The sequence below is a fragment of the Peribacillus sp. NPDC097675 genome, assembly GCF_050277655.1.
GTDB lineage: Bacteria > Bacillota > Bacilli > Bacillales > DSM-1321 > Peribacillus.
Genome location: NZ_JBNNSK010000001.1, coordinates 402,024 through 416,661, shown reverse-complemented (window position 1 = coordinate 416,661; position 14,638 = coordinate 402,024). Strand labels below are relative to the sequence as shown.

Annotated in this window: 15 protein-coding genes; 2 read left to right on the top strand and 13 right to left on the bottom strand. The window is 40.3% G+C overall.

Features of this window, described 5'->3' with window-relative positions; genetic code table 11:
• Positions 1–2: 2 nt before the first annotated feature.
• The 9 genes from spoIIIAE to ACQKL5_RS02025 form a co-directional block, all read right to left on the bottom strand.
• Positions 3–1,250, bottom strand: coding sequence for a stage III sporulation protein AE (gene spoIIIAE / locus ACQKL5_RS02065; protein ID WP_427606356.1), 1,248 nt, complete (start codon positions 1,248–1,250; stop codon positions 3–5).
• Positions 1,251–1,283: 33 nt separating this feature from the next.
• A complete protein-coding gene (gene spoIIIAD, locus ACQKL5_RS02060) occupies positions 1,284–1,679 on the bottom strand; it encodes a stage III sporulation protein AD (RefSeq protein WP_427606600.1) in 396 nt (131 codons plus the stop codon).
• Between the two features lie 7 nt (positions 1,680–1,686).
• Positions 1,687–1,890, bottom strand: a complete 204-nt coding sequence (gene spoIIIAC / locus ACQKL5_RS02055; protein WP_034308319.1) for a stage III sporulation protein AC — start codon at positions 1,888–1,890, stop codon at positions 1,687–1,689.
• A 22-nt stretch (positions 1,891–1,912) separates the two neighbouring features.
• Entirely contained in the window at positions 1,913–2,428 is a 516-nt protein-coding gene (gene spoIIIAB / locus ACQKL5_RS02050) for a stage III sporulation protein SpoIIIAB (RefSeq protein WP_427606355.1), read from the bottom strand.
• On the bottom strand, positions 2,421–3,353 hold the full coding sequence (spoIIIAA, locus tag ACQKL5_RS02045) for a stage III sporulation protein AA (RefSeq protein ID WP_427606354.1): 933 nt from the start codon (positions 3,351–3,353) through the stop codon (positions 2,421–2,423). The genes spoIIIAB and spoIIIAA overlap by 8 nt, the downstream gene beginning before the upstream one ends.
• Positions 3,354–3,512: 159 nt before the next feature.
• Positions 3,513–4,070 carry an elongation factor P gene (gene efp, locus ACQKL5_RS02040; RefSeq protein WP_034308328.1) on the bottom strand — a complete coding sequence of 186 codons (558 nt, stop codon included), beginning with the start codon at positions 4,068–4,070 and terminating at the stop codon, positions 3,513–3,515.
• A 26-nt stretch (positions 4,071–4,096) separates the two neighbouring features.
• Positions 4,097–5,158 carry a M24 family metallopeptidase gene (locus ACQKL5_RS02035; protein ID WP_427606353.1) on the bottom strand — a complete coding sequence of 354 codons (1,062 nt, stop codon included), beginning with the start codon at positions 5,156–5,158 and terminating at the stop codon, positions 4,097–4,099.
• Complete coding sequence (gene aroQ, locus ACQKL5_RS02030; RefSeq protein WP_427606352.1) at positions 5,155–5,604, bottom strand: type II 3-dehydroquinate dehydratase; 450 nt, start codon at positions 5,602–5,604, stop codon at positions 5,155–5,157. Before aroQ ends, ACQKL5_RS02035 begins: the two co-directional genes overlap by 4 nt.
• Before the next feature lie 91 nt (positions 5,605–5,695).
• The gene (locus tag ACQKL5_RS02025; RefSeq protein ID WP_427606351.1) at positions 5,696–6,208 is read right to left on the bottom strand and encodes a YqhR family membrane protein; all 513 of its coding nucleotides are present in this window, start codon (positions 6,206–6,208) and stop codon (positions 5,696–5,698) included.
• Between the two features lie 326 nt (positions 6,209–6,534).
• Between ACQKL5_RS02025 and ACQKL5_RS02020 the strand changes: the two genes are divergently transcribed.
• Positions 6,535–7,488, top strand: a complete 954-nt coding sequence (locus tag ACQKL5_RS02020) for a DUF1385 domain-containing protein (RefSeq protein ID WP_427606350.1) — start codon at positions 6,535–6,537, stop codon at positions 7,486–7,488.
• A gap of 124 nt (positions 7,489–7,612) precedes the next feature.
• Positions 7,613–7,987, top strand: coding sequence for an SA1362 family protein (locus tag ACQKL5_RS02015; RefSeq protein ID WP_427606349.1), 375 nt, complete (start codon positions 7,613–7,615; stop codon positions 7,985–7,987).
• A gap of 21 nt (positions 7,988–8,008) precedes the next feature.
• Here ACQKL5_RS02015 and ACQKL5_RS02010 read toward each other — a convergent pair whose 3' ends face one another.
• The 4 genes from ACQKL5_RS02010 to ACQKL5_RS01995 form a co-directional block, all read right to left on the bottom strand.
• Positions 8,009–8,890 carry a patatin-like phospholipase family protein gene (locus tag ACQKL5_RS02010; RefSeq protein WP_427606348.1) on the bottom strand — a complete coding sequence of 294 codons (882 nt, stop codon included), beginning with the start codon at positions 8,888–8,890 and terminating at the stop codon, positions 8,009–8,011.
• Between the two features lie 80 nt (positions 8,891–8,970).
• Positions 8,971–9,996, bottom strand: a complete 1,026-nt coding sequence (gene splB / locus ACQKL5_RS02005) for a spore photoproduct lyase (protein WP_427606347.1) — start codon at positions 9,994–9,996, stop codon at positions 8,971–8,973.
• Between the two features lie 347 nt (positions 9,997–10,343).
• Complete coding sequence (locus ACQKL5_RS02000; protein ID WP_427606346.1) at positions 10,344–11,591, bottom strand: MFS transporter; 1,248 nt, start codon at positions 11,589–11,591, stop codon at positions 10,344–10,346.
• A 171-nt stretch (positions 11,592–11,762) separates the two neighbouring features.
• Positions 11,763–14,333: a vitamin B12-dependent ribonucleotide reductase gene (locus ACQKL5_RS01995; protein WP_427606345.1), complete on the bottom strand. Its 2,571-nt coding sequence runs from the start codon at positions 14,331–14,333 to the stop codon at positions 11,763–11,765.
• Between the last annotated feature and the right edge of the window lie 305 nt (positions 14,334–14,638).

Below are 14,638 nucleotides of genomic sequence, written 5' to 3'. Positions count from 1 at the left end.
TCCTAGCGGACCATCAGCGTTATGTTCCCAGCTGCAATAATTACGGTAATGCATAAAAAGAACATGAGAGATACGATGGCCAACGCTGCAAAAATATAAATCATACTTTTACTGATGATGTCGAGACAGTTTATGACAGGTCCTCCTCCGAGAGGTTGCAGAAGACTTGCCGCCAATTTATAGACAAAGGCAATCATTAAGATTTTTATGGCAGGGAAGGCGATTATAAGCAGAAGGATTACGACGCCTGCCAATCCAACCGTATTTTTAAGAAGGACGGATGCACTGATGACAGTATCCGTCGCGTCTGTGAACATCCGCCCTATCACAGGAACGAAATTGCCTGTGATGAATTTTGCTGTCCTTATTGTCACACCATCAGCTACAGCCGATGATGCTCCCTGAACGGAAATCACACCGAGGAATATCGTCATAAATGCACCAAGAATGCCAATGGCAAAGTTTCGAAGTAATTGAGCAAGCTGGGTCACTTTATAATGCTCGGACAGCGTACTGACAATGCTTAAAATGGCGGCGAAAAATAGTAATGGAAGAACGACATATTGTATCAAGATCCCGCTTGTATTCATCAGGAACATCAGGATTGGGTGAAAGAACGCCGCAGATATAAGACCACCTGACGCTGCTATTAAAGCTAGTAGCAATGGTAGGAGCGCCATTAAAAAGGAAATCATCAAATCAATCGTATCTTTTGTATATTCAATGGCCACATGGAAACTGTTCAATGCTAAAATGATCAATACCATGTAAACAATTGCATAGGCGACTTTGCTCACTGAGCTTCGTTCAAAAGCATTCTGTAGGGCTTGCAGGAACATACTGAACACGGTTAACAAAATGAGTGACCCCAGTAATTTACCGTTTACGAGAAGTTCATGAAATACGAATTTTATTATGCCTTTGAACCACTGATTGAATGAAAACTGTTTTTCCCCGCTTACAAAGTCCATGAAACTTCCCTTTTGGCTTTCGGGTAGGAAACCACCATATTCCGTTACGATATCATCCCAGTATTGCTTGAGCTCATCGACGCCAAGCCTCTCAATCTGGGCTTGTACCAATTCTGATTGCATGATTGGTTCATGATTATCCTTCATGGTCTGTTCTTCATCGGATTGCATAATGGGTTCTTTCTTGATTTCACCATTTTCGGCAGCATGTCCAACAGATGTATGCAGGAAAAAGAATAAAAAGAATAGGGAGAATAAGAAAGGCATCTGCTGCTTCATACATTCACCTCATTGACTAGTTGGAATCATCCATTAACTAGGGAGCATCTGTATAATTGTTTCAATAATGACCGTTAGAATAGGAATTGCCATGGCCAGGATCAAGATTTTCCCACTTAGTTCTATTTTGGAGGCTAATGAACCTTGACCAGCGTCTTTCGTGATTTGTGAAGCGAATTCCGCAATATAGGCGATTCCGATAATCTTCAAGATAGTCTCCAAATAGACTGTATTCACATTTGCATTGATTGCTATCTTTTCAAGCATTAAAATGATTTCGTATATTTTATCCGCTAGAAAAAGAAAGATTGTGCACCCAACAAAAATGACGAGCAGGAAAGCAAAATTAGGTTTCTGTTCCTTGACTATTAGGGCTAGAAAGGTGGCTACTAGGGCAATTCCGACGATTTTTATGATTTCAATCGCGATTACCCCCTTACTGGAATAGGAATACGGACTTAATTTTTTGAAATAGATCCTCTACCACAGAAGCTACCATGAATAAAATATAGATAAAGCCGAAAAGTGTCACCCATTGGGCATATTCTTTCTTGCCTACTTGATCGAGAATCGTATGAAGAAATGCCACGACCAGGCCCACACCCGCTATCTTGAATATGATGTCCACATCAATGCCCATGTTAATTCCTCCCGCATATGCCCTACATCAGCAAAATGATTAATAATAACCCTGATAAAAACCCTAGGCTTTTCATCATCTTTTCATATTTATTCTGTCGTTCCAGTGCATCACCCTCTTCTCGTTCCAAATGCGCCATCGTTAGCATGATCTGTTTCTGCTGTTGGTACCTATCACTCTTCCCTAACGTTTCACCGAACTGAGAAAGAATTTCAAACTCCCCTTGTTTTAGGGCAAGCGACTGCCATATTCTCTTCAAACTATCGTCCCAAGCCTCTTTTACTGTCGTTTCGCCAGAATTAAGTCGTTTTGCAAATGTTTCGAAAAAAACGGATAGCGGTTTTGGCATCTGCTTGGAGAGCTTCTGGGAAGCTTCCTTCAATGGGGTCTGTCCATACATGATTTCCGCCTCAAGCGATTGCATGGCGACTTTTAGTTGACGTAACTGGCGGGGACGCAGACTTAATTTCTTAGCTGCTTCAAAACCTGACCATGTTGTGGCTAAAATGATGATAACCGCTCCAATTAATTTAAACATCAGAGCTCACAACTTCCCCCGGAGATAAGTGCGCACCCGCTGAATCGAATACCCTGTAGCTGCGGGCACCGGACTTGGTTCTTTGTAATTCGATAAAACGTTCAAAAATATTTTGCTTTAAGATTTCTGAGATAAAAGGACGTTTTTTCAAATCTTCCAGCGTATGTCCATGCGTGGTAATAATCAGTTTAATCCCTGCATTCACGGCTTCAAGTACCGCTTGTGTATCTTCTACCCGACCAATTTCATCTACGATTAGTACATCTGGGGACATGGAGCGAATCATCATCATCATCCCTTCCGCTTTGGGACAGCCATCAAGTACATCCACTCTTGGTCCGAAACTGAGCTGAGGCACACCATGGACACAACCAGCTATTTCTGATCGCTCATCCACAATACCCACTTTTTGAGGAGCGATGCCCTTCCTATCCATTCCGCTAGATATCATCCTGGCTATATCACGTAGAATGGTCGTTTTTCCCGACTGGGGAGCACCGATCAGAAGCGTATGTTGCCATTCACCATTATATAAATAAGCAGTGAGCGGTTCGGCTGCTCCTATCTTTTCACGCGCGATTCGGATGTTAAAAGACGAGATATCTCTTATTGCCTTAACCGCCCCATTTTCAAGGATGACCTTACCGGCAAGTCCCACACGATGTCCTCCGGCTATGGTAATATATCCGCGCTTCAATTCTTCTTCTAGCGTATATAACGAAAATTGGCCTATAGAATTCAATATTTGCTCAGCATCACTTGGAGTCACTTCATAAGGAAAGAAGAAAGGATCCCCCCCTACTATCACCTCTAACGGTCTACCCACTCGAATTCTTAACTCTTCCATCTTTTCGATCATCGTGGGTGTCATGGCTTGGAGATGTGCGGATAATTTTTTCGGTAGAAAAGAAAGTACCATTTCCATTTAGACAATCCTCCTGTATACACCACTTTCAATAAAATGTATGCCGGGAATCCCGTAATGATGACAAGCTAATTAAAGAAACCAAAGTCTGGTATCCTTTTACTAAACTTAAAAAAGCACAAAAAAAAGCCCGAGAAATTAATCCCGGACTTCGTATGATTAGGCACGTGATACGTATGAACCTTCGTTGGTGTTAATTAATAACTTATCGCCTTGGTTGATGAAGAAAGGCACTTGAACGGAAAGGCCTGTTTCAAGTACAGCCGATTTTGTTCCACCTGAAGATGTATCGCCTTTGATGCCTGGCTCTGTTTCTGCAACTTCAAGTTCAACTGTATTAGGAAGCTCGACACCTAGTGTTTCCGCTTGGAAAGTCATGATATGTACTTCCATGTTTTCCTTCAGGAATTTCAATTCGCGTTCAATGCTTGAAGCTGGAAGTTCAATTTGATCGTATGTTTCGTTATCCATGAATACGTGGCTGTCTCCACTCGCGTAAAGATACTGCATTTTACGGTTCTCAATATGTGCTTTCGCCACTTTTTCACCCGCACGGAAAGTCTTTTCTTGAATGGAACCTGTGCGAAGATTACGTAGTTTAGAACGTACAAAGGCAGCTCCCTTACCTGGCTTAACGTGTTGGAATTCGATAACCTGCCAAATTCCATTATCTACTTCAATAGTAACACCCGTGCGAAAATCGTTTACAGAAATCATAAATTTGTCCTCCTACATGTACATGTTTACAGAATGATTAACTCTTTTGATGAATGTGTAAGTGCTTCGTTACCATCTAATGTAACGATTGTATCATCTTCAATGCGTACGCCGCCAATGCCTGGTAAATAAATGCCCGGCTCAACGGTAACTGCCATGCCCGGTTCTAAAATGATATCAGACCTTAAGGATAATGCTGGGCCTTCATGAACTTCCAGGCCAATTCCATGACCTGTCGAGTGACCAAAGTATTGCCCAAATCCTTTTTCTTCAATTAAATTTCGAGTTAGTGCATCCGCTTCCTTACCCGTCATACCAGGTTTGATCCCAGCCATTCCGCGTAATTGGGCTTCTAAAACAATGTCATAAATATTAATTAGTTCTTCACTTGGCTTACCGACTGCTACTGTGCGTGTAATATCCGAGACATATCCATTGTAGTACGCACCATAGTCCAATGTAATGAAGTCACCCTTTTCAATAATCTTATCCGTTGCAACGCCATGGGGAAGAGCCGATCGAACCCCCGAGGCGACAATGATATCAAAAGAAGATGAAGTTGCTCCTTGCTTTCTCATAAAGAATTCAAGTTCATTGGACACATCCAGCTCCGTGATGCCTGGACGAATAAAATCAAGAATATGTGTAAAGGCAGCATCAGCGATAGCAGCCGCTTCCTTTAATATCTTAATCTCTGAAGAAGTCTTTATCAAGCGTAAATTCTCAATAACTCCAGACAACGGCATAAGTTGCCCATCAATAACCTTCTCGTAAGCCTTATATGTTGCATAATTCATATGATCTTGTTCAAAGCCAAGCTTGCTAATATTCATCTCTTTTGCCTGTTTTCCGACTTCTTCAATAATCGTTCCCGTGTGTTGAACGATTTCGAAACCTACGGCCTGCTTCCCTGCCTGCTCTACATAGCGGAAGTCAGTGATGAACTTAGCACCTTTCTGCGAAATAAGGACCACACCAGCACTGCCCGTAAAATCGGTCATAAACCGGCGATTATATGTACTTGTGATTAATAACCCATCAACATTCACTTTTTCCATCGAAGCTCGCAACCGTTCCAACTTATTCATTCATTTCTCCCCTTTGCAATCTTCGTAATGGCCTGTAGTGCCAATTCATATCCCTGCGTCCCCAACCCTACGATCTGTCCAGCAGATACAGGGGCAGTCACCGATTCATGACGAAAACTCTCACGGGCATGTATGTTCGAGATATGCACTTCAATGACTGGAACATCAATACCCGCAATTGCATCGCGAATCGCGTAGCTATAATGCGTGAAAGCCCCTGGATTGATGATGACCCCATCCACCCCATGGTCTTCTGCCCAATGAAGCTTATCGATGATCGCACCTTCATGGTTAGATTGGAAACAGATTAATGTCACGTCTAACCCTTCTGCTTGCTTTTGTAATTGTGCTTCCAAATCTTCTAGAGTCGTGGAACCATAATGCACCGGTTCCCGTTTACCTAATCGATTTAGATTTGGACCATTAACTAATAAGATCTCTTTCATCTTTCACACCTGCTCATGGTTAAAGAATGCTTTCCATGAATATTCTATCATAAGTATAAATTGTCTTACTACTTTTTTACAAACAGCCAGATTAGCTTCCTGACTGATTTTGAGCGATTTCTTTTTGACGCAGATATTCGTGATGGTCATAGGATATAGAATATCCTATAAAAAGGCCGTACAAAATAAAAATGCAAACACTGGTTATGATGGAATTCGATGTCATCTTTGAAAAAGTAGGCAAATCGGAAAACATCGGCTTCAAGGCAAAAACCAGAATAACCCAGCAAAACAATCCGTAAATAATGCCAGCAAAGATACTTTTCATTTTTTTTAAGAGCCCATAATATATAAAAGCAATACCAATGGAAAGGATTCCGAACACCAACACAGTCATCACCATTCCCTGCCATCGATCAATCCAGGTCATGTCCGACCAGGAGGTTAGTATGAATTTAGGGCTAAACTCCATAAACTTAAAATAATGTGCCACTATTCCGGCCAAACTAGCAAAGATTCCTCCAAAGAAACCGATGGCGAAAACATTAGCAAACAACAAACGTTTATCTTCCTGCAGAGTATTTTCATTTTCATTAGAAGACATTTCAAACACCTCCGATATGTAGTATGTCCTTTCTTAAATAGGAATATTTTCTTTTTTTGTCCGCAGGGGGTAGATTTACTAGAGGTTTTAGTAATTATTCTGTATGATTAATTCATAAATAATGTACTTTTCTCAAAGGATAATTTCCATTGTTTGTTGAAGTTTATATGTATGAAATATTTCTTCCTGAGATCGTTCATTCATTGTTGTTTAGGAATCTCTGAATGGTTTTGATAGTTCGTCATATAAATCCTGAACATACATGAGGGTAACATGTTAGCATCCACGAGAGAGCTACGTGAAAAACTAGTTAGGTTGGTGTAGAAATGTCTGAGGTTCAAAAACCCGTTTATGGAGGGCAGGCTGTCGTTGAAGGCGTTATGTTCGGCGGCAAACATCACACAGTGACCGCTGTCCGACGTAAGGATTCAACGATTGTGTATTATCATTTACCACGAGAATCAAAGCCTTCTCTGAATCGGCTAAAAAAAGTTCCGTTTGTACGTGGCATCGTTGCGCTTATACAATCAAGTGGCACCGGTTCTAAACATCTTAATTTTTCTACAGAACAGTATGAAGAAGAAACGGATGAAACGAAGGTAGAAAAGAAAAAAGACCCTAAGGAATCTTCGAGACTAAGCGTGTGGCTGAGCGTTGCCGTTATAGGCGTCCTATCCTTTCTTTTTGGAAAACTGATGTTTACTCTTGTTCCCGTGTTTCTTGCTGAATTGACGAGACCCATCTTTCCTAGTCACCTGGCACAGATCATGGTGGAAAGCTTGTTTAAATTGATACTATTACTCGTTTATATATACATAGTATCCATGACGCCATTAATCAAGCGTGTTTTCCAATATCATGGAGCAGAGCATAAAGTAATTAATTGTTTTGAAAGTGGCAAAGAATTGACTGTAGCCAATGTTCAAGCCAGTTCAAGGCTCCATTACCGTTGTGGTAGCAGCTTTATTTTATTTACCGTAATCGTTGGCATGTTTGTGTATCTTCTCGTCCCGACCGATCCTCTATGGCTCCGAGTCGTTGACCGTGTTTTACTCATCCCTGTCGTCCTCGGTATCGCTTTTGAGGTATTGCAATTGACTAATAAGGTGAGAGACATCCCGGTTCTTCGTTACCTAGGATATCCTGGCCTTTGGCTACAGTTATTGACAACCAAAGCCCCTTCTGACGATCAAGTCGAGGTTGCACTTGCTTCCTTCAATGAGCTCTTAAGGATGGAAAAAAATACTGAGCAAGGTTTAGATTCAGATGTTATTGTGTAAAACACTAATAACAAACTTTTGTAATAAGAATATATAAACCATTCTTCATATTGGTAAAATTTAGGATGTATAATGTTTAAAATTAGCAAAAAATGCTCATGATGCTCTTAAGGAGGTGTCTTTGTTGAAACGTTTCATATCAATTTTGATATACGGTATCATCGCCCTCGGAATCTTCGGATTAATAAGCAGAATGTTTAATGACCCGATTGGACTCCTAAAAAATATTCTGATTATAGCCGCAGTCGCAGGGATTATTTATATGATTTACACCGGGTTAACAAAGAGTAAGCCAGTAAAAAAAGAGCAGCAGGCATTTCGTAAGGCTGCGCGTCAGTCGAAAAAAAGGATAAAAAGCAAATCTTCTAAAAAGGATAATGTGGCTAGCTTTTCTGCAGCGAAAACATCAAAAAAAATTACAACACGCAAAAAAACGGATAGTCACTTAACCGTCATTGAAGGAAAAAAAAATAAAAAGAAAAATCGGGCCTCATTTTAAGAGCCCGATTTTTTGTACTTATTAATAGGTCCATCGCTTTAAAAATTCCCTTGTGTATACACGTCCCCGCTCGATTAACTCTCCCTTCATTTCATCATTCATATTGAAATCCATTGCAGAGAGTCCTTTCATTGGAATAAATACGATGTTATTCACATGTTTTTTAGAAATATAACGTGAATCATGGGCATCTTTCATCGTTTTGAACAAGGCGGAAAATAATTCTACTGCATTATCCACTTCATGTGGCTTCCAAATTTCATCTGTACTCAATCTCAAACCGATGACCGGACGTTCCTTTCTTACATGTTCTGAATTAAACAACCACATAGGGAAATTGCTCAGGACCCCTCCATCGACAAATAAAGAAGTTCGTTTACCATTATTCAATTTAACAGGTTCAAAAAAATAGGGTATGCTACAGCTCATCCTTACCGCTTTAGCTACTGGAAAAGTGAGTGGGTCTACCCCATAGTTCTTCAAATCATCAGGCAATACGACCAACTTTCCGTTTGTAATATCCGAGGCAATTATACGAAGAGATTGTGGGGGAATATCTTTAAAGGTCACTACATTTCTAATAGCCAATTTTTCAGCTACCCATTTCTCCAATGCTTCCCCCTTATATAAACCTAATTTCCAATAAACGAGAAGCCATTTGACAAAAGGAATCGGTATAAGACCGTATCTTCTGTCCAGTAAACCAGAAAGGTTTATATCAAGAAAAAGCTTCTCCATTTCTTCCCCTGTATATCCAGCTGCAATAAAAGCAGCTATTATAGAGCCGGCACTTGTCCCTGCCGTTCTATGAAAAGTAAACCCATTCTCCTCCAACTCTTGGAAGCCTCCCAGTAAACCATACCCTTTTATCCCGCCTCCGGAAAATACGCCGTCAATGATCATAGCTGCCCTCCCTAACCCGGTCTATTCATCTTTAAGCAGGATTAGGGATTATTATGACTGATTTAACGGAAACTTTTTCTTTAAGTGAAGTACTGCACGACAGATTCGGGAAAAAACTCCTCTATATACCCTCTGATGGTGGTTTCCAGTTCTTTAGCTTCTTCGTTTTGGTAAACATACTTACCAATTCCATAACGGCCCCACTTATATTTTCGTTTTGTTTCATCCAATTCCAATTTTGATTTCGGGTAATTTTTTTGAATTACTTTTTTAGCAGGTCCCGTAAAACGATGTTGTATCAATTCGAACGTTAAATCAGGAATGTGTACCCCCTTCAAGGCTACACTTAACCTTTCGAATAATTCATGATAACCCTCCTGCCAGTTCTCATGCCTGTAAATGGGTGCAACGATGAAACCTAAAGGATACCCAGCACCCGCTACTTTTCGTGCCGCCTCCATTCTTTCCTCAAAGCTTGAAGTCCCTGGCTCAAAATTCTTAATGACATACCTCGAGTTAATACTGAAACGAAATCTTGTCTTCCCGTTATGTTTGGCATCTAAAAGGTGATCGACATGATGAAATTTCGTCACAAAACGGAGCACACCATATTCACTTTTACCGAAGTATTCAATTGCCCGTTTTAAAGAATGGGTCAAATGGTCAATCCCGACGATATCCGACGTACAAGCGGCTTCAAAACGTGTGATTTCTGGTTTTCTCTCATTTATATATTTTTCTGCAGCCTCAAAGATCTCATCCAGATTGACGTATGTCCTAATATACGGTTTTGCACCGAGCGTCGTCTGTAAATAACAATAGTGGCAATGCCCCATACATCCCGTGGCCAAAGGAATTGCATATTCAGCTGAAGGTTTCGAAGTGTCGAATTTCAACGTTTTCCTGATACCTACCACGAGTGTGGACTTTGCTACGCGATACTTTTGAAAGTCATTTTCTCCAGGCAAGTCCCGAATCTGATTATGTGAAGTCGTTTCACGTATCTCGATACCCAAATCCTCAAATTTCTGTTTTAGTTCTCTTCCAAGCGGGTATTCCAGTGCCTTTGGTTCTATATACACAAGTTGTGGGATAAATGGTTTCATATTCGTCTCCATTCTGCGACCATATCAGGTCATGGTTTTATTTAAACTAGTCAATTTATCTATAAGGATAGTTTTAACTTCTTCCTTTATCCTCATGATTAAATTAAATTGGTAAATACAAGAAAGGAGACCAATAATGAAAGGAAAACATGATTCATTCAAAAAAGACAAAATGATTATATGGCAGTCACGAGTAACGAAAATCCAATATCTCAATACATTTTAGAGATTCATTGGACAAAATTTATTTTTAGAATAGTAAAAGAGTGAATCATTACTTGGCCGAGAAGGAAATCGGTCAGCAAATAGAAAATAACTGACACAATATAGAAAGGCCGGATCCTGAATCAGGATTCGGCCTTCCCCGTTTTTTCGGTTTTCATCGTATCTTCGGTAATGAATTTAAAGACAAAGAAAAGCAAGACCAAGCCCATCACTCCAGCAATGATATAACTTGTGTTCAAATGATTTTTCATTAAAATCGACATGAGTGGCGGTCCAGCCGCCACACCAATAAACCGTGCAGCACTATAGAATGATGATATCGTTCCCCTTTGTTCCTTTTCAATATTTTCTGTGATGAGAGCATCCAAGGTTGGGAGCATAGCACCTATAGCAATTCCCAATAGGGAGGTCAGGATGAGCAAGAAGATGATTTTTGCCTTTGTATAGCCAACAAAAGCTATACTTGCTGACATCAAGAATATGCTAACCAATATGATTTTCCTCATTAATGGTATGCTTCCTTTTATTTTCCTTCCCGCTACATAAGATGAAACACATAAAAAGAATAAAGGAATGGCCAGGACGAAGCCTTTTTTCACTCCTTTTAAATGGTGTATTTTTTCTAAATTATCCGATAAGAAAAATAGCACTGCAAAAAGAATGAGCATGACGAAAACGCCCAATAAAAAGACTAAGTAAAGCCATTTTCCTTCTTCCTTGAAGGTGCTTTTCGTTTTTTTAATGAATTCCTTGAATTTTACCGGTTCATCTTCATTCTTTGGAACCTTTATGAAAAAGAAAACGAGAACGATGGAAATCAAACTAAAAAAAGATATTGAAAAGAACGGTAAAAACCAAAGTATAGCTGCAAACAATGACCCTAAAATGGGACTCAACACTTTACCGAACGTATTTGATGTTTCAACGATACCGAGAGTCGAACTGGTTTTTTCATCATCATCTTTGTATAGATCTCCTACTAATGGAAGAATAATTGGTGATGCGCCAGATGCACCAATACCTTGAAGGACCCGTCCTATAATGATCCAAGTATAAGGGTCTTCCATTTTCCAGGAAGCAAAACCCGCAATCAATCCTCCTATAAGAGCTAAGATCAAACTTGGTAGAATAACTTTTTTCCTTCCAATCCGGTCAGATAAGTAACCCGCAACCGGGATGAGAAAGATCGAAGCTACCGAATAACTGGTGATTATCATACTTGATTGAAAAGATGATATGTTTACTTTCTCCTCAAAAACAGGCAGTACTGGTATAAGCATTGAATTCCCCAGTGTCATCACGAGAGGAATCGAGGCCATGCTGACAATACACCAAACGCTTACCTTCTTATTACTCTTCTGGTTTTCCATTCATACACCTCATCGTAGTTAATAATGAATAGTTTAACCATAAAAAATAAAATCCTTCACGAAATCTCCTTTATAAAAAATGTATGAACATGAAATAAAAGTAAATCTGACAATAAAAAAAGTCGCTGGGGGAGCTGTTTAGCTCTCCTCAACGACTAATTATCCTTCAGTTTAAAGTCCGCATTTCAATTGTGCACCACAATTCGTACATGTGTTACAACCGCCCATTTCCTGAACTTCACCTTTACGGCAAACTGGACACGTGTTACCTACTTCTGATCCAATCGTAACATTAGTCGAACGCAATTCATTGATGGTATCGACCAGAACGACCTTTTTCTTTTCTTCCACATCTGTTAAGCCATCCATTTCAAGTTGCTGTTCCATTTGGTTTTCTTCAGCTTTAAGCGTCAGTACCTGGCTGTCACGGCTTCCATCTACATATACCGTACCGCCTTTTGCACCGCCCTTGTATAAACGTTCATATACTTTTTGGACTTGCTCAACGGTATATCCTTTTGGAGCGTTAACCGTTTTACTGATGGAACTATCAATCCAACGTTGAATAATGCACTGAACATCTGCATGGGCTTCCGGAGCCAGTTCCATTGCCGAAATGAACCACTTCGGAAGATTCTCAGGATCTGCCTCAGGATGACGATCCAAGTATTCCTGAACAATGTCTGCTTTGACTTCAATGAATTTCCCTAAGCGTCCACTACGGAAATACGTGAAGGAGAAATATGGTTCAAGACCAGTCGAAACACCGACCATCGTTCCTGTGCTTCCCGTTGGGGCAACGGTCAATAAGTGCGAGTTGCGTATGCCGTGTTCGGCAACACTTTCACGGATATCTTCAGGCATCTTTTTCATAAACCCAGTATTCGTGAAGCGTGTCCTAAGCTCAGTCGTCTCTTTGTCTGTGGAACCAGTTAGGAACGGGAAACTGCCTTTTTCTTTTGCAAGTTCCACTGAAGCTTTGTAGGCTGATGTCGCAATCGTTTCAAACACTTTATCTACCAGGATCTTTCCTTCTTCTGAACCATACTCGGTTTCACAGTAGATGAGCAAATCGTGTAGACCCATCACACCTAGTCCAACCCGTCTCTCACCGAGTGCTTGTTTTTTGTTTTCCTCTAAGAAATAAGGAGTTGCATCAATGACGTTATCCTGCATCCGCACGCCCACTTCAACCGTTCTTTTAAGCTTTTCGTAGTTAACGGTCTTATTGTCTTTATCGGCCATTTCAGCTAGGTTGACCGCAGCTAGATTACAAACGGAGAATGGAGCCAGCGGCTGTTCACCACATGGGTTTGTGGCCACCACTTGCTGTCCATAAGCTTTTGCATTCGTCATCTCATTGGCGTTATCAATGAAGAATATCCCAGGCTCAGCAGAATACGTCGCACATATATTGATTAAATTCCAAAGCTCTTTAGCACGGATTTTACGGTAGACACGGACTTTATGGCCCATTCTCTCCCATTCGCGCACATCACCCACATTGTGCCATTCTTCATTATAAATCGCCATTTCTTTCGCATCATAGCTTTCGACATCTGGGAAACGCAATTCATATTCACCATCTTTTTCGACGGCTTCCATGAACTCCTTCGTTAAACAGACTGAAATATTGGCACCAGTCAAGAAGTCCGGATTATGGACACTATATGTTCCGCCTATACGAACTTTTTCCTCGGCTTCCCTAATGATTTTCTCATTGAATCCACCTTGGCCTGGAATCTCTTTATAATTGATGATTCCTTGATACATGGCCATTTCCTGTTCGGTATGCGGCGTGAATTTCAATTTATCCGATGCATATTTTTTTATGGTTTCATCTTTCGTATTCTCCATGAGATAACGAAGAATCCTTGGATTTTGCATTTTAGAAATTATGAACTCAGCAATGTCAGGATGCCAATCGGTAAGCATGATCATTTGGGCACCACGTCTACTCCCACCCTGTTCAACCAAGTGAGTCAATTTCGCTATATCATCAAGCCATGAAACGGATCCTGAAGACTTCCCATTAACCCCTTTCGCTAGGGTATTCCTTGGGCGCAGCGTCGAACCATTCGTACCAACTCCGCCTCCACGGCTCATGATTTCCATAACTTGTTTCCTATGTTCAGAAATCCCTTCCCGGGAATCTGGAACGAATGGCATTACGTAACAATTGAAATACGTCACATCCGTGTTGGAACCTGCACCATATAAAACACGGCCGGCCGGCACAAAATTAAGGTCCTTCAGTTCCTCATAAAATTTTTGGAACCATTCTGTTCTTTTCTCTTCAGTCGTTTCTACTGAAGCCAGACCCGTTGCATTACGCTTGGCAATTTGTTCGTAATATATTTCAAGCGGCTTTTCGATAATATCAAGCGGCCGATTAATAATTCCTGTTTCCACTTCTTCTGGATTATCTAGCACTCCGCGGAACTCATCATCCACCAAAACCTTCGCCTTTTTCGATTCCCAATCAATTTCAACGATATAGCCAAGTCCACGTGCAGGAAATTTCGGATCTTCTTTAATGGTCAATACTACAAAATCGCCAGCAGAGAGTGTGATTTTTTCAGTATCCTTAAAAGAATAGCGGTCAAGCATAACCAGACGAGACACGCCTTTATGCATCATTTTCATATCAGCCGTTACAGGATGAACTTGGGGAAATAAAGATATATCTTTATTCAACCTTTCTAGATCAACCTTTAAAGCTTCTTTAATTACAACTGACATAATTCCCTCTCCTTTACATGTTTCAAGATCCGTTCTTGTTGCAAAAATCAATATGTAGTCTACATGTCCGTTTCGCTTAACAAGTTACACTAAATTTATCATAGCGAAACTCAAAATTCAACATGTAGTGTTTAAGTAATTATTTAAACTACTATATATTGTGTCCACGTTGATTGTCTTTTGATTTTGTCAAACGATAAATCTATTAACTGAGTTAGCAAAAGGGAGGAAAATGTCGATTTTGAATAAATTTTCGACAGATTTCAATGAATTTCAACCTTGCTTTTTGTCTACCTCTTTCAAAG

What these genes read in the sequence shown, in the direction of transcription:
- ACQKL5_RS01995 (WP_427606345.1), bottom strand. Translation starts at nt 14,333, where the DNA reads ATGTCAGTTGTAATTAAAGAAGCTTTAAAGGTTGATCTAGAAAGGTTG.
- efp (WP_034308328.1), bottom strand. Translation starts at nt 4,070, where the DNA reads ATGATTTCTGTAAACGATTTTCGCACGGGTGTTACTATTGAAGTAGAT.
- ACQKL5_RS02000 (WP_427606346.1), bottom strand. Translation starts at nt 11,591, where the DNA reads ATGGAAAACCAGAAGAGTAATAAGAAGGTAAGCGTTTGGTGTATTGTC.
- aroQ (WP_427606352.1), bottom strand. Translation starts at nt 5,604, where the DNA reads ATGAAAGAGATCTTATTAGTTAATGGTCCAAATCTAAATCGATTAGGT.
- spoIIIAA (WP_427606354.1), bottom strand. Translation starts at nt 3,353, where the DNA reads ATGGAAATGGTACTTTCTTTTCTACCGAAAAAATTATCCGCACATCTC.
- ACQKL5_RS02020 (WP_427606350.1), top strand. Translation starts at nt 6,535, where the DNA reads ATGTCTGAGGTTCAAAAACCCGTTTATGGAGGGCAGGCTGTCGTTGAA.
- ACQKL5_RS02025 (WP_427606351.1), bottom strand. Translation starts at nt 6,208, where the DNA reads ATGTCTTCTAATGAAAATGAAAATACTCTGCAGGAAGATAAACGTTTG.
- spoIIIAB (WP_427606355.1), bottom strand. Translation starts at nt 2,428, where the DNA reads ATGTTTAAATTAATTGGAGCGGTTATCATCATTTTAGCCACAACATGG.
- ACQKL5_RS02010 (WP_427606348.1), bottom strand. Translation starts at nt 8,890, where the DNA reads ATGATCATTGACGGCGTATTTTCCGGAGGCGGGATAAAAGGGTATGGT.
- ACQKL5_RS02035 (WP_427606353.1), bottom strand. Translation starts at nt 5,158, where the DNA reads ATGAATAAGTTGGAACGGTTGCGAGCTTCGATGGAAAAAGTGAATGTT.
- splB (WP_427606347.1), bottom strand. Translation starts at nt 9,996, where the DNA reads ATGAAACCATTTATCCCACAACTTGTGTATATAGAACCAAAGGCACTG.
- spoIIIAC (WP_034308319.1), bottom strand. Translation starts at nt 1,890, where the DNA reads ATGGGCATTGATGTGGACATCATATTCAAGATAGCGGGTGTGGGCCTG.
- spoIIIAE (WP_427606356.1), bottom strand. Translation starts at nt 1,250, where the DNA reads ATGAAGCAGCAGATGCCTTTCTTATTCTCCCTATTCTTTTTATTCTTT.